Origin of the sequence: Maribacter sp. TH_r10 (assembly GCF_033101095.1) — a bacterium.
GTDB lineage: Bacteria > Bacteroidota > Bacteroidia > Flavobacteriales > Flavobacteriaceae > Maribacter_A > Maribacter_A luteus.
The window spans coordinates 42,270-63,143 of record NZ_JAWMPY010000010.1 but is presented as its reverse complement, the minus strand read 5'-3'; the positions used below and the strand labels follow the sequence as shown (position 1 = coordinate 63,143).

At 39.2% G+C, this 20,874-nt stretch carries 15 protein-coding genes; 14 read left to right on the top strand and 1 reads right to left on the bottom strand.

The window, feature by feature from the left end; all coding sequences use genetic code 11:
* Window positions 1–12 precede the first annotated feature (12 nt).
* From R3X28_RS17785 to R3X28_RS17725, 13 genes are all read left to right on the top strand, one after another.
* Entirely contained in the window at window positions 13–468 is a 456-nt protein-coding gene (locus R3X28_RS17785; RefSeq protein ID WP_154368726.1) for a Fur family transcriptional regulator, read from the top strand.
* Between the two features lie 12 nt (window positions 469–480).
* On the top strand, window positions 481–1,752 hold the full coding sequence (locus R3X28_RS17780; RefSeq protein ID WP_317666131.1) for an adenylosuccinate synthase: 1,272 nt from the start codon (window positions 481–483) through the stop codon (window positions 1,750–1,752).
* Between the two features lie 286 nt (window positions 1,753–2,038).
* A complete protein-coding gene (locus R3X28_RS17775; RefSeq protein ID WP_317666129.1) occupies window positions 2,039–4,063 on the top strand; it encodes a glycoside hydrolase family 97 protein in 2,025 nt (674 codons plus the stop codon).
* Window positions 4,064–4,067: 4 nt separating this feature from the next.
* The gene (locus R3X28_RS17770; protein ID WP_317666127.1) at window positions 4,068–5,465 is read left to right on the top strand and encodes a Gfo/Idh/MocA family protein; all 1,398 of its coding nucleotides are present in this window, start codon (window positions 4,068–4,070) and stop codon (window positions 5,463–5,465) included.
* A 28-nt stretch (window positions 5,466–5,493) separates the two neighbouring features.
* Window positions 5,494–6,174, top strand: a complete 681-nt coding sequence (locus tag R3X28_RS17765; RefSeq protein ID WP_317666125.1) for a DUF1080 domain-containing protein — start codon at window positions 5,494–5,496, stop codon at window positions 6,172–6,174.
* A 7-nt stretch (window positions 6,175–6,181) separates the two neighbouring features.
* Window positions 6,182–7,630, top strand: a complete 1,449-nt coding sequence (locus R3X28_RS17760; protein WP_317666123.1) for a Gfo/Idh/MocA family oxidoreductase — start codon at window positions 6,182–6,184, stop codon at window positions 7,628–7,630.
* A 195-nt stretch (window positions 7,631–7,825) separates the two neighbouring features.
* The gene (locus tag R3X28_RS17755) at window positions 7,826–9,532 is read left to right on the top strand and encodes an OstA-like protein (protein WP_317666122.1); all 1,707 of its coding nucleotides are present in this window, start codon (window positions 7,826–7,828) and stop codon (window positions 9,530–9,532) included.
* A gap of 5 nt (window positions 9,533–9,537) precedes the next feature.
* Complete coding sequence (locus R3X28_RS17750) at window positions 9,538–10,719, top strand: aspartate aminotransferase family protein (RefSeq protein WP_317666120.1); 1,182 nt, start codon at window positions 9,538–9,540, stop codon at window positions 10,717–10,719.
* Between the two features lie 97 nt (window positions 10,720–10,816).
* The gene (locus R3X28_RS17745) at window positions 10,817–12,217 is read left to right on the top strand and encodes a tetratricopeptide repeat protein (protein ID WP_317666119.1); all 1,401 of its coding nucleotides are present in this window, start codon (window positions 10,817–10,819) and stop codon (window positions 12,215–12,217) included.
* A 25-nt stretch (window positions 12,218–12,242) separates the two neighbouring features.
* The gene (locus R3X28_RS17740) at window positions 12,243–13,160 is read left to right on the top strand and encodes a DUF368 domain-containing protein (RefSeq protein WP_317666117.1); all 918 of its coding nucleotides are present in this window, start codon (window positions 12,243–12,245) and stop codon (window positions 13,158–13,160) included.
* A 12-nt stretch (window positions 13,161–13,172) separates the two neighbouring features.
* Entirely contained in the window at window positions 13,173–14,186 is a 1,014-nt protein-coding gene (locus tag R3X28_RS17735; protein ID WP_317666116.1) for a DUF368 domain-containing protein, read from the top strand.
* Window positions 14,164–14,913 carry a shikimate dehydrogenase gene (gene aroE, locus R3X28_RS17730; protein WP_317666114.1) on the top strand — a complete coding sequence of 250 codons (750 nt, stop codon included), beginning with the start codon at window positions 14,164–14,166 and terminating at the stop codon, window positions 14,911–14,913. The genes R3X28_RS17735 and aroE overlap by 23 nt, the downstream gene beginning before the upstream one ends.
* A 93-nt stretch (window positions 14,914–15,006) precedes the next feature.
* Window positions 15,007–17,070: a DUF349 domain-containing protein gene (locus R3X28_RS17725; protein ID WP_317666112.1), complete on the top strand. Its 2,064-nt coding sequence runs from the start codon at window positions 15,007–15,009 to the stop codon at window positions 17,068–17,070.
* A gap of 143 nt (window positions 17,071–17,213) precedes the next feature.
* Here the strand turns inward: R3X28_RS17725 and R3X28_RS17720 are convergent, their stop codons facing one another.
* Window positions 17,214–17,639: a CBS domain-containing protein gene (locus R3X28_RS17720; RefSeq protein ID WP_154368749.1), complete on the bottom strand. Its 426-nt coding sequence runs from the start codon at window positions 17,637–17,639 to the stop codon at window positions 17,214–17,216.
* 260 nt (window positions 17,640–17,899) lie between these two features.
* Between R3X28_RS17720 and R3X28_RS17715 the strand changes: the two genes are divergently transcribed.
* On the top strand, window positions 17,900–20,710 hold the full coding sequence (locus R3X28_RS17715; RefSeq protein WP_317666109.1) for a triple tyrosine motif-containing protein: 2,811 nt from the start codon (window positions 17,900–17,902) through the stop codon (window positions 20,708–20,710).
* The last annotated feature ends 164 nt before the right edge of the window (window positions 20,711–20,874 follow it).

Here is a 20,874-nt window from a genome sequence, read left to right as displayed (position 1 = left end):
TGATATATTGTTATGCCTCCTAACAAAAACCAGGAAATAGTAAAAAACGTATTCACCACCTTTTTAGAAGAAAAAGGACATAGGAAAACACCCGAGCGCTACGCCATTCTACAAGAAATATACGATAGTGAAGAACATTTTGATATAGAATCACTCTACATCAATATGAAAAACAAAAACTATCGGGTTAGCCGGGCAACTTTATACAATACCATAGAACTTTTATTAGAGTGCAAACTGGTTCGTAAGCACCAGTTCGGCAAAAATCAGGCACAATACGAAAAATCATATTTTGATCGTCAACACGATCATGTGATCTTAACCGACACAGGTGAAGTAATGGAGTTCTGCGATCCTCGGATCCAATCCATCAAAAAGACCATTGAAGAGGTTTTTGACATAAAGATCACCAATCACTCATTATACTTTTACGGAACCAAAAACAAAGAAGGTAATACAAACAACTAACCAAACTAAATAATGGCAGTAGATTTATTGTTGGGACTACAGTGGGGAGACGAAGGAAAAGGTAAAATCGTTGATGTACTCACTAAAAATTATGATATTATAGCACGTTTTCAAGGAGGTCCGAATGCTGGACACACCTTGGAATTTGACGGAATAAAACATGTTCTACATACTATTCCCTCAGGCATATTCCATAAAAAAGCAATAAATGTTGTCGGCAACGGGGTGGTTATCGACCCGGTGATCTTTAAAAAAGAACTTGATGCCTTGGATGTTTTTAAGATTGATGTAAAATCAAAACTATTCATCAGCAGAAAGGCCCATTTAATTTTACCTACCCACCGTTTATTGGATGCTGCTTCGGAGACCTCAAAAGGAAAGGCGAAAATCGGATCCACCCTAAAAGGGATCGGTCCTACTTATATGGACAAGACCGGTAGAAACGGAATGCGCGTAGGAGATTTGGAGCTATCGGATTGGAAGGAAAAATATCGTGCCTTGGCCGATAAACATGAAGCCATGATCGGTTTTTACAATGTTGACATCCAATATAACCTTGAAGAACTTGAGGCCGAATTCTTCAATGCCATAAAAACACTTAAAGCACTTACCTTTATAGATAGTGAGGAATATTTGTACCAAGCCCAAAAGGATGGTAGAAAAATACTCGCAGAAGGCGCACAAGGATCATTGTTGGATATTGATTTCGGTACCTATCCGTTCGTAACATCAAGCAACACCACTGCGGCAGGGGCTTGTACGGGCTTAGGTGTCGCACCCAACCAGATTGGCGATGTAAAAGGAATTTTCAAGGCCTATACCACACGTGTAGGTAGCGGACCTTTCCCAACTGAACTTTTCGACGAAGATGGTAAGACCATGGCCAGTGTGGGCAATGAATTCGGCGCCACGACCGGTAGACCCAGAAGATGTGGTTGGTTAGATTTGGTTGCATTGAAATATGCGGTCAGGGTAAACGGGGTCACTGAATTAATGATGATGAAAGGTGATGTCCTAAGTGGATTCGAAAAACTCAAAGTCTGTACCGCTTACAATTACAAAGGGGAAGTCATTTCACATTTGCCCTACAATATTGAAGCTGAAAACGTAACGCCTATTTATACCGAGATGAAAGGTTGGTCCCAAGACCTAACCAAAATGACAAAAGCCGAGGAACTTCCCAGCACTTTGAATGACTATATAGACTTCCTTGAAAAAGAATTGGAAGTGCCTATAAAAATAGTATCAGTAGGCCCGGACAGGACCCAGACGATTCACAGGTAGTTTCACAACTACTTTTCTCTCACTTTAAAACACTAAAGTGCCTTACAAGATAAAAAACTTGTAAGGCACTTTTTTTTTGCTCTCTGTAACAGTATTTCCAAATACAGAAATCCCATTTTACACTTTTAAACATCAAGGTGATTTCAGTTTTTAAATTGGGGCTTTTATCGTAAATTGTAGAAATATTCATCCTATATGAAATGAATTACCATTCCACTCCTTTTCATTCCATTCCAACCCTTCACCCCTGTCTCTCTTCAAGACGAAAACTAAATTGAAAAACAAAATGAAAACAACCAACGATTTTAACACCAACAGCTTAGGATCCATTAAAGCATTCTTTGTTTTTTCTGTCATGGTATTCATCGGCAATTGGTCTTTAGCCCAACAAGAAATTAAATTGAGTTCCCCTGATGAGAAATTGGAAATAGGGATCAACTTAACTGATGAAATATCATGGAAAGCCAGTTTCAAAGGATTTACAGTTATCGAAAACACCATAATTTCTATGGATATGGGAAATGGAAGGGTTTTAGGAAAAAATACAGTACTGCGCAAAAAGAACATTGAATCCATAACCGAGAAAAGAACATTCGAAGTCCCGAATAAGGATACGGAAATCACAAGTAAATTCAATCAATTAACACTGGATTTCAAGGGCAACTACCAATTGATATTCCGAACCTATAATGATGGGGTCTCTTACCGATTCATTGATAGCAGTAAAAAATCGAAGCAGGTATTTAATGAAGAAATGGCGCTGACCTTTCCCGAGGGTACTTTATCCTATTTCCCTGAAGAAGAATCGTTCTATTCCCATAATGAGCGCAACTACTTAACAAAAACATTGGACGAAATAGAAAAAGGCGCTTTTTGCAGTCTTCCCGTACTCTTTGATACCAAAAACGCAAAAGTATTGTTTACCGAATCGGCATTGGTTGATTATCCGGGGATGTTTTTGGCAAAGTCATCTAAAAATTCCATGGTTTCAACTTTTCCCAAATACGTTTTAAAAGCCGTGCCTAATCAAGAATCGTATCCCGACCGCAACCAGATTATCGAAAAAGAAGCCGATTATATTGCCAAAATAGATGGCAAACGTTCCTTCCCATGGCGGGTTTTCATTATCAGTGATGATGACAGAACATTCGTTGAAAGTAATCTCGTAGCCAGTTTGGCCGACAAATCAAGAATTACCAATACCAATTGGATAAAACCCGGGCAGGTGGCATGGGACTGGTACAATGCAAATAATATCTATGGAGTCGATTTTGAAGCAGGACTCAATATGGAAACCTATAAGTATTATATAGATTTTGCATCGAAAAACGATATCGAATATGTCATATTGGACGAAGGATGGACCAAGTCTACCACCGAGATCATGGATGACAACGAATTTCTCGATGTCCCCAAATTGATACAATACGCCAAATCGAAAAATGTTGAGATTATCTTATGGGTGTTATGGAAACCCCTTTATGAAAACCCGGATGAAATCTTAAAAATGTACAGTAGCTGGGGGGCAGTAGGGATTAAGGTCGATTTTATGCAAAGGAGCGACCAATATGTAGTTGATTCTTATGGTAAGATCGCGGAAATAGCCGCAAAATATAAACTAATGGTTGATTATCATGGCGCTTTTAAACCTGCAGGTATAGAACGAATGTGGCCTAATATTGTAAATTATGAAGGGGTTAGAGGCAATGAGAACAATAAATGGACCAACGAAATTACACCGGAACATAATGTGACCATACCATTTATCCGAATGGCAGCCGGACCAATGGATTATACTCCTGGTGCAATGATCAACATGAACAAAGTGGATTATGAAACGGGTGCTGCAAATTTTGCCCCTCTATTCACCAGACCCATGAGTTTTGGGACAAGGGCCCACCAGGTTGCCATGTACGTGGTTTATGAAGCCCCTCTTCAAATGTTATGTGAATCGCCAACAATTTACTACAAAGAACAGGAAACCGTTGATTTCATCACATCAATACCTACGGTTTGGGACGAGACCCAAGTGCTGAAAGGTGCCGTTTCGGATTATATAGTTGTAGCCCGCAGAAAAGGTGACACTTGGTATTTGGGCGCCATGACCGATTGGACTGCCAGGGATTTTGAAATAGACCTTTCTTTCTTAGGTGATGGAAGTTATGATTTAAAGGCATTTAAAGATGGGGTAAACGCTTTGAGAAATGCCCAAGATTATAAAATAACAAGCGAATCCGTAGACCAAAACACCAAGCTTAAACTTCAATTATCCAGTGGAGGTGGGTACTCCGCTATAATTACCAAAAAGTAAATACATGAATAACATTGACAGAAGGAACTTCATACGCAAAACATCTTTGGCAGGGGCTGCCTTAGCAGTTTCGCCTGCAATGGCACAAGTAGGCTTCGATAGTACCGAACGCCCTTTCGGATCAAAATACATGGGTGATTTCGCTGCACCGAAATTAACGAAGGTCAAAGCTGCGTTTATCGGGGTTGGGGCAAGAGGTCCTGAGCATATGAAATTCTTTGCTTCCTTACCCGGAACGGAGGTTGTTGCAATTTGTGACCTTTATCAAGATCTAACCCAAAAATGGACCCAAGAGGCCAAAGATATCGGTAATGGAACAAGGCATAAGAACATTGTGCAATACCATGGGGATGAAAATCAATGGAAGACAATGCTAAAGGAGATTAAACCCGATGTGGTCTTTATAGCAACGAATTGGAAGAACCATGCCCCAATGGCCATCGAGGCCATGAAGCAAGGTGCACATGCTTTTGTAGAAGTTCCCATTGCCATTACCCTTGAAGAAATGTGGGGGATCGTAAATACCTCGGAACAGACTCAAAAACACTGTATGATGATGGAAAATGTCAACTACAGTCGAGATGAGTTAATGTTCCTTAATATGTGTAGGCAAGGTATTATCGGAGAGTTTTTACACGCAGAGGCATCCTATATTCACGAACTTCGTTTTCAAATGGAAGAACAAGAACGCGGTACGGGATCTTGGAGAACACACCACTATGCCAATAGAAATGGTAATCTATACCCTACACATGGTCTTGGTCCTGTGGCCCAATACATGAACCTGGGCCGGAGCGAGGATACTTTTGACAGTCTCGTTTCCTTTTCTACCCAAGCCTTAGGAAGAAAATTATATGCAGAAAAAAATTATCCGACCGACCATAAATGGAACAAATTGGATTACAAAGGTGGGGATTTGAATACTTCCATCATTAAAACGCATTTAGGTAGAACCGTTATGGTACAGTGGGACGAAACAAGTCCCCGCCCCTACTCCAGATTAAATCTGATTCAGGGAACAAAAGGTGTTTTGGCCGGTTTCCCTACTCGAATTGCCCTAGAAGGTGGTGTGGAAGGTATTACGGAAAACCATCACTCATGGGTTCAGGGAGAGCAATTGGCCGCTATTTATGAAAAGTATGATCACCCATTATACAAAAGACTAAACCAAGCCACTAAAAATTCCGGACACGGAGGAATGGATGGCATGATGATGTATCGCATCGTGGAATGCCTACAAAAAGGATTGCCTTTAGACCAAAACGTGTACGAGGGCTGTTTATGGAGCGCCGTTTCCCCATTAAGCGAGCGTTCAGTAGCCAGTAATGGTAGTCCACAACAATTTCCTGATTTCACCAGAGGTAATTGGAAAGACACCGAACCTCTTGCGATTATTACATAAATTATTAAAAGATATAAAAATCCTATAAATGATCTACCGCCCTCGTAAATTGAATCCCCTTGTATTGGTTTTGCCACTGCTATTTAACTCCTGTGTTTCCTTAATAAAGTCAGATGAAATTGGATTTAGAACACTTTTTAATGGCAAAAACCTTAACGGTTGGGTTGGCAATACCTCATCTTATCGAGCAGAAGACGGTATGATAGTCGTTGACCCCAATGGCGGAGGCAGCGGCGGAAACCTTTTTACAAAGGAAGAGTTCAGTGATTTTATTCTGAGGTTCGAATTTCGATTAACACCGGGAGCGAACAATGGGTTGGGCATTCATGCCCCTCTGGAAGGAGATGCCGCTTATCTTGGGAAAGAAATACAAATATTGGATAATACCGCTGAAAAATATGCCGACCTTCATCCATATCAATACCATGGTTCCGTATATGGGATCATCCCAGCCCAACGTGGCTTTTTAAATACAGTTGGCAAATGGAACCAACAAGAAGTATATGTTAATGGATCGACCATAAAAGTTGTTTTAAACGGAACCACCATTTTGGAAGGTGATTTTATCGATGCCAGTAAAAATGGTACTTTGGACAATAAAGATCACCCTGGACTAAAAAGGAATAAAGGCCATATCGGTTTTCTAGGCCATGGCGATGTAGTTCATTTTAAAAATATTAGAATAAAGGATTTATCAACCAATAAATAAAGGATATATGTGCGCATACAATAAGGAACGTAGGGATTTTGTAAAGAAAAGTAGTTTAGGCTTACTCGGTATGGCCATTGCCCCATCACTGTTAGGTCAAATTGGACCAAAGAACCGATTAAGAACGGCACATATCGGTGTTGGCGGTATGGGAAATGAAGACCTTAAGGCCATAGCATCGCATTCATTGGTCGATGTTACCGCATTATGCGATGTGGATAGCAATAATTTGGCCGCAGCCAAAAAAATGCACCCTAAGGCCAAAGTATTCTCAGACTACCGTGTTATGTTGAAAGAAATATCCGATGAAATTGATGCGGTCATCGTTTCAACTCCGGATCACACCCATGCACCTGCCTCTATGATGGCCATGGAAATGGGCAAACCCGTTTATTGCCAAAAGCCCCTCACGCATCATGTTTCAGAAGCAAGGGCCATGAAAAAAATGGCCGAGGATAAAAATCTTATCACCCAAATGGGCATCCAGGTACATTCATTCTATGATTATAAACTGGCCACCCTCTTGATACAATCCGGAATCATCGGAAAAGTACATACCGTACGTGCATGGTCACCTAAAAATTGGGGCTATGACGGACCTAAACCACAAGGTAGTGATGCCGTTCCTGATACACTGGATTGGAATCTCTGGTTAGGAACCGCTAAAGAAAGACCTTATAAAAAAGATATATATCATCCCGGTAATTGGAGAAAATTAATGGATTTTGGTTGTGGTACCCTAGGTGATATGGGCGTTCATATTTTTGACACTCCGTACAACGCCCTCAAATTGGATGTTCCCAGAACCATACGAACCGAATGTAGGGAACCAAACGGATTTGGATTCCCCGAAAACAACAAAGTTACCTATGAGTTTCCGGGAACCGAACATACTGCGGAAACCTTGACATGGGTCTGGTATGATGGGCCTGGGGCACCTAAAATGCACGAGGATCTTAAATTGCCCGGAGCCGTTGACACTTCAATGGTAAAAGACAATCAAGGAAACGAAAAATCGGTCAAGGATAAAATGTCTTTGGAAACCAAGGAGACAAAAGAAGGCAAACTACCTGAACAAGGTGCCATGTTCATAGGCGAAAAAGGTCGTTTATTGTTGCCTCATTTCATGGAATTGCCAAAGAAAATCGTTGACGGTAAGTATGTGGATATTTCCGCCGAAATCGCCGAAGTGGAAAAAGCGAACAATATGGGGAAACCTATTCGAAATTATTCTACCGAAGGGGCCAAACATTATCACCAATTTGTTGATGCCTGTTTAGGGAAGGCCGATTGTAGCGCCCCTTTCTCTTATGCATCACGACTAACTGAAACAATTTTATTGGGGGTAATCGCAGGTCGCTTCCCCAACAAAACCTTACATTGGGATAATAATACCGCCCAATTTAAGGAAGAAAAAGCCAATGAATATCTAGAATCACCCTATCGGGATTTTTAAATATCCGTAAGAAATAAAGAAAACCATCTGGCCGTGAATGTTTGGTATTTCAGGAATCATTTTGATTTTTGATTTGTTAAAAACACCTGGATGGTTTTTTCTTCTTTAAGATTAAACCTTCCGGTTTCCTAATTCTATCCCAATCATTGATTACACTCTATTAAAAAATCATATTTTTGGGCAAAATTATGTACGTTGTTAGGTAAAATTAAATACTTACTGCTTCTATTGGTTACATTCCCCCTATCCGCACAAGATGCACCGAGGGAAGACGTAAAACAGATCAATATTGTTTATGGGGCAAATTTCACTAAGGATGAGGCACGTTATCCAGGGGCCTCTATTTTCAGTAAAGACAATAGACAGATACAATTTGAACATGAAGGCGCGGATCTGTTCTGTGATATCGCCATTTACTATCAGAAAGAAAATAAACTTAAGGCCATTGGGAACATTCGTTTACAACAAGGGGATTCCATTAACATGACCAGTGGCAAGATCAATTATGATGGTAATGAAAATATGGCCAAAGCTTGGGAAAATGTTGTTTTGACCAGTAGTACCAACATGACGTTGAAAACGGATACCCTTCGCTTTAACAGATTGGAACAACAAGCTTATTACAAGGATTTTGGAACGGTAGTAGACTCCGTTAATACATTGACCAGTGAAATAGGCCGTTATTTTTTAGAGAACAAAAAATTACAGTTTTTGGATAGCGTGCATATCGTGAATCCGGATTATATTTTGGATTCCGAACAGTTGGATTATTATGAAACTTCGAAAAACGCTTACTTATACGGCCCATCGACCATAACAGGTAAAGCCTATAAGATCTATTGTGAAAGAGGTTTTTACGACACTAAGGTCGAAAGTGGTTATTTTATTAAAAACACGAGAATCGATTATAACAATCGCATCATTAAAGGTGATAGTGTTTACTTTAACAAAGCACGGGAATTTGCTTCGGCCACCAACAACATAAAGGTCATAGACACGGTAAACAACGGGGTGATCAAGGCGCATTACGCAGAGGTCTTTAAAGCAAAGGATTCCGTATTCGCTACCCGACGGGCCGTATCCATATCGGTAATGGAGCAAGATTCACTGTATATGCATGGCGACACCCTTATGGTGACCGGCAAACCGGAACATAGGATTTTAAGGGCCTTTAGGAACGCTAAATTCTACAAGACCGATCTTAGCGGCAAGTGCGATTCCATTCATGCCGATCAAAAAACGGGCATCACCCAATTGATCACAAACCCAATAATTTGGAACGGCCCCAATCAAATGACGGGAGATAGCATCCTTTTGAAGTCTGACCTTGAGACTGAAAAAATGGACTCCCTTAAAGTACTCAACAATGCGTTTATCATTTCCCTCGACAGTATAAGTATGGAGGGTTATAACCAAGCAAAGGGGAAAGATCTATTCGGTAAATTCAAGGAAAACCAATTAAAGCTCATCGATCTGATAAAAAATACGGAGGTCATCTATTACATGTACAATGATGATGATGAACTTATAGGTATAGACAAGACCATTTGCAGTGCCATTCGTATTAGCCTTGAGAATAATGATATTGACGAGCTTACCTTCATCACGGATCCCGACGGTGATATTTTCCCGGAAACCGAACTACCGGAAAATAGTAGAAAGCTAAAAGGTTTCATTTGGCGTGGAGATGAGCGTATAATAACGAAAGATGACATTTTCGACGAGGATGACAACAATTTAGTGCTTCCGGTCATAAGAGGAATAACCAACCCCATCGATATAGATGCGGAAGAAGAAGAACGAAGTTCAAATGAAGGTGATCCGGTGAATAATATTCCACCGAAGAACGACAAGGCTACAAATCCCAAAAAGGATTTGAAGCAGAAGAAAGCCAATGAATAGGCAATATGAAAAATGATTTTCTAAAATTCCAAGCCCAAACATCTCCACATCCTTTGGCCATACAAGTATCCCATGCCAAAGGTTCTTACATCTACGACAATGAAGGGAATGCCCATTTAGATTTTGTTGCAGGGGTTTCTGCCTGTAGTCTGGGCCATTGCCACCCTAAAGTCGTACATGCGATCAAAGCCCAAGTAGACAAGTATATGCACGTAATGGTGTATGGTGAATATATTCAAGAACCTGCTGTGGCCTATGCCAAACTTTTGGCTTCCTTGCTCCCTGCTCCTTTAGAAACCACGTATTTGGTCAATTCGGGAACCGAAGCTATAGAGGGTGCCTTGAAATTGGCACGTAGATATACCGGAAGAAGTCAGATCATAGCTGCCAAGAAAGCCTACCATGGGAATACCATGGGAAGTTTAAGCCTCATGGGGCTCGAAGAACGAAAAAGCCCATTCAGGCCTTTGATCCCGGATATTGCCTATATGGATTTCAATTCAATATCGGATCTCGAAAATATAACATCAAAAACAGCTGCGGTCATTTTAGAGACCATTCAAGGTGGGGCGGGCTTCATTGAACCCAATTCAGGTTATTTAACAAAAGTAAGGGAGCGTTGTTCAGAAGTGGGTACCTTATTGATCCTTGACGAGATTCAACCAGGATTCGGCCGTACAGGCAAATTATTCGCCTTTGAAAATTATAACTGCGTACCCGATATCCTTGTCATAGGAAAAGGTATGGCTTCAGGTTTGCCCGTTGGCGCTTTTGTCGCATCGAACGAAATGATGTCGACCCTACAGGCCAACCCTAAGATGGGTCACATCACCACTTTCGGCGGTAATCCCGTTATAGCTTCCGCATCTTTGGCAACATTATCACATATTGTCGAAAGCGATATAATGGCAGATACGTTGACCAAGGAAAAACATATCCGAAGGGTATTGAAACATAAGTATATTAAAGAAATCCGGGGAAAAGGCCTTATGCTTGCCCTGATCTTGGAAACTCCTGAAATTGCTGACTATCTCATTTTAACCGCTGCTAAAGAACACCTTATCTTATTTTGGTTATTATTTGAAAAACGCGCAGCTAGAATAACACCTCCACTTACCATTTCATTAAGTGAAATTGATGAAGGATGCGAAATAATCCTAAGGATCTTGAACGAATACGAACAATAATTTGTTAACTAATTTGTTAATAATATAGCCCTATTCCGGATTAAAACTAAGTCCCAAAAGACTACTTTTAAATCCATAGTTTAACCAAATAGTACCTATGGCGTTAGAAGCCAATGAAAGGCCAAATAAGCCCATTGCCAAGTTTGAATCCATGCTGAAGACCGATGATGTCTATTTCTTTGACGCTGAAGACTTTGAAGACATTATACACCATTATCTGAACCATGGAAAAATAGCTTTGGCAAAGAAAGCCATCAAGATAAGTTTACGACAACACCCTGACTCCATTGCGTTAAAACTGTTGGATGTTGAGGTTCTTGTGTTCGAAAACAACCTTGACAGGGCCGAGGAATTATTGGACAAGCTTCAACTCTTGGACAGTTCCAATGAAGAGATTTTTATCCAAAGAGCCAATATCTACTCAAAAAAAGACAATCACGAAGCTGCTGTCAAGTTACTGAAAAGGGCTTTGGAACTCTCAGATGACGGTTATGACATTCACTCGTTATTGGGAATGGAATATCTTTTTATGGACGATTTTAAACTCGCCAAAGAAAGCTTTATGCGCTGTGTTGATTTTGATGACCAGGATTATTCCTCATTATACAACGTAATATATTGTTTCGATTTTCTTGAAGATTTTGAGGGCGCCATTATATATCTTAATGAATATTTGGACAGGAACCCCTATTGTGAAGTTGCTTGGCACCAATTAGGCAAACAATATTATGCCAAACACATGTACAAAGAGGCTTTGACCGCTTTCGATTTCGCCATAATTTCAGACGACTCTTTTATAGGAGCTTATTTTGAGAAAGGGAAAGTACTTGAAAAACTAGGAAAATATAGCGAGGCTATAGAGAATTACGAGACGACCATACAAATAGAGGACCCGACCTCACATGCATATTTGCGCATTGGCAAGTGTTACGAACATTTGGGCAATGATGAAATGGCAAAATATTATTACTACCAGACCGTACATGAAGACCCTTTGTTAGACAAAGGTTGGTTGGCCATAACCGATTTCTATTACAGTAAGGAAGATTTTGACAAAGCGCTGTATTACATCAACAAAGCTTTGAACATTGATGGTGAAAACCCTACTTATTGGAAAAAAAGTGCCGGAATCAATGCTTCTTTAAAAAACTATGACCAAGCAGATTTTTCGTTTAAACAAGCCGTTGAGTTGGGTAATTACGAATTGGACACATGGTTACATTGGGCAGATGTCGCAAGGTGCAACAAGGATTATGAAGCGGGAATCCATATTCTGTCTCAAGGATTGGAGTTTTATCCCGATAGTGCGGAAATTCAATATAAAACCGTAGGTCTTCACCTCTTGGCCAACGATAAGATAAATGCACGTATTCGTTTAATGGATGCCTTAAAAATCAATTCAGGGAAAATTCACCTATTCGAGGAAGAGTTTCCGGATTACTTCAAAACAGAGTGGGCCCAGAACATAATAGCCAATAACAAAAGAGCTTCTAGATAAATAGACTATTTTTGCTTTTTTGTTTATGGAAAATCGAAACTTACTTCAGTATTTTTTTATTACCCTAAAAGGAATGGCCATGGGTGCTGCCGATGTTGTCCCAGGTGTTTCAGGGGGCACAATTGCTTTTATATCGGGTATTTACGAAGAACTGATCACATCTATCAACAATATTAAACCCTCTTTGATCACGGATTGGAAAAACGAAGGGTTCAAGGTTTTTTGGCAAAAACTCAATGGTAATTTTCTGGTTGCCTTGTTTTTGGGTATTTTCATCAGTCTTTTCTCTTTGGCCACATTGGTCAGTTGGTTACTGGAAAATGAGCCGATTTTACTTTGGTCGTTCTTTTTCGGGTTGGTAGCTGCCAGTATTATCTTTGTCGGAAAGGAAATAACCAAATGGAATTTGGCTACGGTCATTATTTTATTCTTCGGAGCTGGCTTGGCTTATTTTATCACCACCCTCCCCGCATCTGAAAACACCGCAAGTCTACCCTATTTGTTCATGTCCGGTGCCTTAGCGGTTTGTGCCATGATACTTCCGGGAATATCCGGTGCCTTTATCCTGGTTCTCTTGGGATCTTATAAGACCATTTTAGACGCTGTTCATGAAAGGGACATCAAAATAGTGATTACTGTTGCATTGGGGGCCATATTTGGACTTCTCAGTTTTGCCAAACTCCTTAAATGGATGTTCAGCAACTACAAGAACCTGACTTTGGCTTTATTGACCGGATTCATCCTAGGTTCATTGAATAAAATCTGGCCTTGGAAACTGATCTTGGAAACCAAGACCATTGGCGACAAGGTCATAACCCTTAAAGAGCAGAATGTTTCCCCTTTCGGCTTTGAAGGCGATCCACAATTAATGTATGCGATTATTGCTGCGATCATTGGTTTTTCCCTTATTTTTATACTTGAGAAACTTGCCTCGAAAAAATAATCATTTTACCATATGTACGAGCCTAGAACATTTTTGGATAAATTGTTTTTGGTCATCAAGGGCCTTGCAATGGGGGCTGCCAATAAGGTGCCCGGGGTTTCTGGTGGTATAGTGGCATTTGTCGGCGGATTTTACGAAGAATTCATCTACTCCCTACAGAAAATAAACATAAAGGCCTTTAAACTTTTGTTCAACGGTAGGTTCAAGAGTTTCTACCGTTATGTAAATGGCCAGTTTTTGGCGCTCCTTATTTTTGGTATGCTCGTTAGTTATTTCAGTGTGTCCAAAATCCTGGATTACTTCTTGGAACGTAAAGAACTTTTTGTCTGGTCTGCCTTTTTTGGAATGATTTTAGGTTCTATCTATTTCATTTCCAAAGACTTTAAACACTGGAACAGAAAAACACTGACTGCTGGTATTTTAGGCCTAATCGTGGGTATTTCCATCAGTTTTCTAAGTCCGGCCAAGGAGAACGTTAACTTATTGTTCATTTTTTTATGTGGAATGATCAGTGTCTCCGGTATGACCCTCCCAGGGCTTTCAGGTTCTTTTATCTTGATTCTATTAGGTAACTATGTCTTGCTACTTGTAGACTCGGTGAATGCACTTTATGACTCTATGTCCGAAGTAATCCGTGGTGATTTCAGCTTTATAAAAAATGAAGAACGCCTAGACACCCTGAAAATACTAGCGGTATTCACCGCAGGTTCAGCAACCGGACTGGTTACCTTATCACATATACTTACTTATGTGCTAAAACATTATAAACATATTACAACTGCAGTGATCATCGGGTTCATAACCGGGTCTTTAGGGGTAGTATGGCCATGGAAACGTACAATATTCAAAACGAATGAACTAGGGCAGATTTTATTGGACTCCAATGGCAAAGAAATCATATTGAATTATCAAAGATATTTCCCGGATTTCAGTAACAGCGAAACATGGTGGGCCATATTTTTTGTAATCGTAGGAATATTTATTTTATTAGGATTGGAATGGTATGGAAACAATAGAAAAAAATAATTATGGCTTGGTGGGCAAGAATATTTCTTACTCATTTTCGGAAAGCTATTTTGCGGATAAGTTCAAAAAACTGGGATTGTCGGGATATTCATACCGTAACTATGACTTGGCCCATATCGAGGATTTTAAAGAGCTGGTCGGTGAAGATAAGAACCTTAAAGGTCTGAATGTTACCATCCCCTATAAAGAAGCGGTTATCCCCTATTTGGACAAGCTAGACAAAAAAGCAAGAAAAGTAGGTGCGGTCAATACTGTGAAGTTTACCAAAAAAGGCCTAAAAGGCTATAATACTGATATTTATGGATTCAAAAAAACGATAAAACCCCATTTAAGGAAACACCACAAACGTGCCTTGATATTGGGTACGGGAGGAGCCTCCAAAGCTGTCGCCTTTGTTTTTAAGGAATTGGGTATAAAGTTTAAATTCGTGTCTAGGACCGCAAAAAAGAATCAGCTCCTATATGACGATTTAGACGAAAAAACGATGAAAAAATATAAGGTTCTTGTCAACTGCACCCCTTTGGGAACATTCCCGAATATAGAGGAAAAACCAGCTATTCCTTTTCATTTGATCTCTGATAAACATTTACTGTTCGATTTAATTTACAACCCAGAGAAAACCGCCTTTCTACGGGAGGGTGAAAAACAAGGCGCAACCATTCGTAATGGATTAAGGATGCTAGAGTTACAGGCAGAAAAGTCCTGGAAAATCTGGAATTCCAAATAGCCTAACCAAAAAAGAACAAGTATAAGCTTTGGAATTCATTTCGTTGTTAGTATATTACAATAGCATTCTTAAGCAGAACTAACACGAATTACAATGCAAGAAGATAAAGATCAAGAACTACAAGAAACTGTAGGTGGGGAAAATATTTCAGAAACTACCGAATCCGTCAATGAAACTTCGGAGAAAAGCCCTGAAATTACAACGGAAAAAACTGATTCGGACGCCACCGACGATACCGTAAGTATCGAAAATGAAACTGCCTCTTCGGAACCAGCTCCGGAAGATGAGAAAGGTGAAAATGACGATGACTCGGTCTTGAATGAGATCGACGAATCAAATGCAGAAGACGCGGAGGATCAGGACAACCATCACAGGCACGATATACCTATTTTGGACTACCATGCCATGTCCATGGAAAATTTAGTAGGCGAATTGCAACGTTTGATTAAAAATGAAAAGGTTCAGGCCATAAAGAAACATGTAGATGGTATCAAATATGAATTCGATCTTAAATTCCAAGAATTCATTGAAGAGAAAAAGGAGGATTTTATAAGCAACGGGGGCAATGAGATAGATTTTCGTTATAACTCGGTAACAAAAAGACAATTCAACGAAGTATATTCCGAATATCGCGAAAAACGAAACCAATATTATAAATCCCTCGAAAACAGTCTAAAAGAAAATTTATCGAACAGGCTGGCGATCATCGAGGAACTGAAAAGTTTGGTGAATGTCGAGGAAGACATTAACACCACATACAAACATTTCAAGGAGGTACAAGAAAAATGGCGTAATGCCGGTCCTATACCTCGAAACAATTACAATGATGTTTGGCGCACCTATCACCATCATATAGAGATTTTCTATGATTTTCTACATATAAACAGGGAACTGCGCGACCTTGATTTTAAGCACAATCTGGAAGAAAAGATAAAACTCGTTGAACGTGCCGAGGCTTTGGAAAAAGAGGAAGACCTGAATAAGGCCTTTCGTGAATTGCAGACCCTTCATAAAATCTGGAAAGAAGATGTTGGGCCCGTAGACAAGGAACATCGTGAAGAAATTTGGGAACGTTTCAGCAATGCTACCAAAGTATTGCACCAAAGAAGACAGGATTATTACAAGGACCTAGATAAGATCCATGAACAAAATCTTGAAAAGAAAAAGGAAATCATAAATTCCATCAAGGGTATTTCCGAAAATATTGCCACGAGCCATAGGGCCCTTCAACAACAAATAAAACAGATAGAGGAATTGCGGGATGCTTTTTTCAAAGCCGGCAAAGTGCCTCAAAAGGTTAATGAGCAGACATGGGCAGAATTTAAAGAAGCCGTGCGAAGTTTCAATAGAAATAAAAACGCTTATTACAAAAACCTGAAAAAGGAACAACAGACGAACCTTGATAAAAAACGGGAATTATTGAACCTTGCCATTTCATTAAAAGACAGTGAGGATACAGATACGGCCACTTCTGAAATGAAGCGCATACAAAGCGAATGGAAAAAAATAGGCCATGTACCGCGTAAGTATTCGGACAAAATCTGGAAAGAGTTCAAAGAAGCCTGCAATCATTATTTTGATCGTTTACATGCATCGAAAAATGAGGCCCATAAAGATGAAATCGAAAATTTCGAAAAAAAGAACGAATGTCTTGAACGCTTAAAAGCATTCGAACTTACTGGAAAACGGGAAGCTGATCTTGCCACCATTAAAGCATTCATCGAAGAATGGAAGACCTATGGGAGGGTTCCCTTCAACAAAAAGAACATCAACCAAAAATTCAATAAGATCTTGGATGCCATTTTCAAGAAATTGGATGTTGACAGACAAGAATCGGAGCTTCTAAGGTACGGCAACAAAATACAGCAGTTGGCCAATGCCGATAATGATAGGGCCATCGCCAATGAACGGTCTTTTATAAGAAAGAAAATAGAGGAAAGTAAAAATGAAGTTCGTCAGTTAGAAAACAATCTTCAATTCTTTTCGAATGCTTCCGAAGACAATCCTTTGGTTCAGGATGTCATTAAAAGGGTAGAAAAACATAAAGAATCATTGGAAACTTGGAAGGCCAAATTAAAAAAGCTGAACATTATGCAGCATAATTTGGAAAAGGGCGAAAATGATACTGACGAAACCGATCCAACGGAAGAAGAATAAGATTTTAGGCCTTATATGAATATATTCATGGTTTGGGCAAACCAATAAATGAATCAGGTTTCAAAAAGAAAAAACATGGCAAAAGCCATGTTTTTTCTTTTATCAAAATTAGAGAACAACAATCCCCATTAAAAACACTTCAACTAATCCTCATATTGCTGTAATAGGAAATTGATCATATCAGTCGTGGTCACAATTCCCTTAAGTTCCCCATCATCAACAACGGGTATGGCATGAAACTCTTTTTTAGATAGCATTTCGGCAACGTCCTTTACATAAGTATCCGACGATACACTGAACAAACTTTTGGCCATAACCTGTTCAATACTGAACATGTTGTACACCATGGAATCTACCGAATCCTCATCCTCATAAACGGCATCGGCAAAACTGATTCGCAATAGATCCGTATAACTCAGCATACCGATTATTTTACTACCTGAAACCACTGGAATATGCCTAATATGGTGCTTTCGAAATAAATGTTCTGCCTTTTCAAGATTATCTGACGTACTTAGTGTAATAACATTCTTGGTCATTATTGCTGATATGGGAGTTCCTTTCTTCATAATCGAGGATTTTAATTTCCATCTTAAAAATAACCAGATATGAGACATTAGAGTATGATAAAAATCATGTAGGAAACACTTAAACCAAAAACCCTCCCGTATTATCCCGTAACCACGACCATTAAAAAGTATTCACCTAGTAGACCCCGAAACTGGGATACAGATTACATATCGCACCTGTAATCATCGGACATATTTTTCAATTAGGTATCTTTACGGGTCTTTTAGATTGCCTTAACTTAAACGACATTATTAATCGCATGAAAACAAAAGCACTTCTTGTTATTTTTCTTCTAAACAGTATTCTTCTGTTTACCCAAGAATTGCCACCTATTATCACCTACCCTCCCGAGGAATACCAAGCTGACAATCAGAACTGGATGATCTCACAGAGCTCCGATAAAACAATTTATATCGCCAATAATTCGGGCTTGTTAGAATTTGACGGTTCCCGCTTTAAACTATATTATTCCCCCAATCGATCCGTAATACGATCAGTTAAGGTCATAAATGATTTGGTGTATACAGGATGTTTTATGGAGTTCGGATATTGGAAAAAAAACGATTTTGGCCTTCTTGTTTACCAATCTTTGATTCCAAAACTCAAAGAGCCACTAATCGATGATGAGCAATTTTGGAATATCCTTGAAGTTGGGGATTGGGTATTGTTCCAGTCATTGGATCGTATTTACAGTTATAATACCATAGATCAAACCTTCACAGTTATAGATTCTGAAACCTCGAGGGCAAAGATTTTCAATATAGACAATAACGTGTTTTTCCAACAATCGGACAAAGGTATTTTTGAGATAAAAAACGGAAACCCCATTTTGGTCTCCGAAGACCCCATTCTTGCTAAAAACCTTGTTATGGCCATTTATAGGATAGACCAGAAACTTTTATTTCTTTTGGAGAAAGGCGGTTTTTATTATTTGGAGGAAGATGGATTGAAAAAATGGAATACCGAGGCTGACAAACAATTGAACGAAATGAACTTATTCAGTAGCATTCAATTGAGCGATGGCAGTTTTGCATTGGGAACCATATCCAACGGCTTATATCGCATAGACAAGACAGGGAAGACCATAAATGCAATAAATAAGGAAAAAGGGCTGTACAACAACACCATATTATCCATGTTCGAGGACATGGACAAAAATCTTTGGCTCGGTCTGGACAATGGTGTCAGCGTCATAAATTATGATTCCCAATTCAAGGAGTATAATGACTTAAAAGGTGAGGTCGGCAACGTTTATGCCGCTAAAATTTTCAATGGCCTTCTGTATATCGGAACCAATCAGGGCCTCTTTTACAAAGAAGTGAATTCCCAGGACTCCTTTCAAATAATCGATGGTACCCAAGGTCAGGTTTGGTGCTTGGTTGAACTAAATGGCACATTGTTCTGCGGACATAATAAAGGAACCTATGTAGTTAAAAATAATTCGGCAAGTTTAATATGTGAATTTCCGGGAACTTGGAACATCAAAAAAATCGAAAAAGACAGTTCCTTATTGCTTCAGGGCAACTATGAGGGCCTAAGTGTTCTTGAAAAGAGGAATGGGAAGTGGCAACTACGGAACAAATTAAAGGGATTTGATTTTTCAAGTAGATTTTTTGAGTTTACCGATACAAACGAGATCATGGTCAATAACGAATATAAAGGTATCTTCAAATTAACCGTAGACCCCAATCTAGACGCTATCACTAATATACAAAATGAACCGGCTAACGGATTTGGATCAAGCTTGGTTCTTCATGACGATACCCTACTTTACACTGAAAACTCTAACCAAAGAATTTTAAAATATGATCATCACCAGCATAATTTCGTAGTCGACACGGTATTATCAAAAATGTTCTATGGTCCTGAAGACAACCTGCAAGGCATTTTAATACCCGACAATGAAACCAATAAACTTTGGGGGTTCGGCGACAAAAACATCATCTATACCACTCCCGGCAAATTAAGTGATTCACCTGAAGTAGTGAAAATTCCAATTCCCCTAAACTTCAGGAGAAGTTTAGGTATTACAGGTTTTGAGAATATTTCGCACTTAACCGACAACACCTATCTAATCGGAGACTCAAATGGTTATACATTATTGGACCTAGACAAGGTTAAAACCAAAGAGTATAGCATTAGAATAACCTCAGCATTTAAAAAATCGATAAATGCCCCAAGAACAGATATTCCATTGAACACTGAACCGGAAATGGCCTTTAAAGAAAATAATCTTGAATTCTCTTACAGTGTCCCTAATTATGATAAATATGCGGAAGTAAGCTATCAGTACAAACTTGATGGACTTAATGACAACTGGAGTAACTGGCTCTCCCAGCCAGATATCTCTTTCGAGAATTTAAGTTTTGGCGATTATACATTTAACGTTAGGGCAAAAATAGGTGATCGATTATCAAAGAATATCGCGTCTTTTTCATTTGTAATCAAAAGACCTTGGTATTATTCAAATGGCGCCATTTTATGCTATTTTCTATTTCTAGCATTAATTTCCTTTTTAATACATAAACTATACAAGGCCTACTATAAAAAGCAACATGCCCGCCTATTGAAAGAAAACACAAAAAAGCTTAAGCGAAAAAAACTTAAGGCACAAAGAAAGATCGTAGAGATTAAAAATGAAAAACTACGTCAAGATATAACGAATAAAAATCGGGAGTTGGCCATTTCAACAATGAGTATCATTAAAAAGAACGAGTTTTTGAGTGCGATCAGGGACCAATTGAAGGAAAATGCGGACAATCCCGGAATAAAATCTGTTATAAGAACTATAAATCAGAACATTAACAATGGCGACGATTGGTCATTTTTCGAAGAGGCCTTTAATAATGCGGATAAGGACTTCTTGAAGAAGATTAAAAAACTACATCCTGAATTAACACCAAACGACTTAAAACTTTGCGCTTACCTAAGACTAAACCTTTCTTCTAAAGAAATAGCCCCCTTATTGAACATATCTGTCCGTAGTGTGGAGGTAAAGCGTTACCGACTTCGAAAAAAAATGCAACTACAGCACGAATCAGGGCTAACGGACTACATCCTGAATCTTTAGAGACCACACAGGTGGTACTTCATAACCACAACATTACCCATACAAAAACGATTTCGTAGCGTAATCAACAGTATTTCAACAGCTTTCAACACCCCGTTAACCCATATATCTTACACGGTAAACGAGTGAGGATAATGCATTTTAAGCAGTTTTTTTTAAGATGT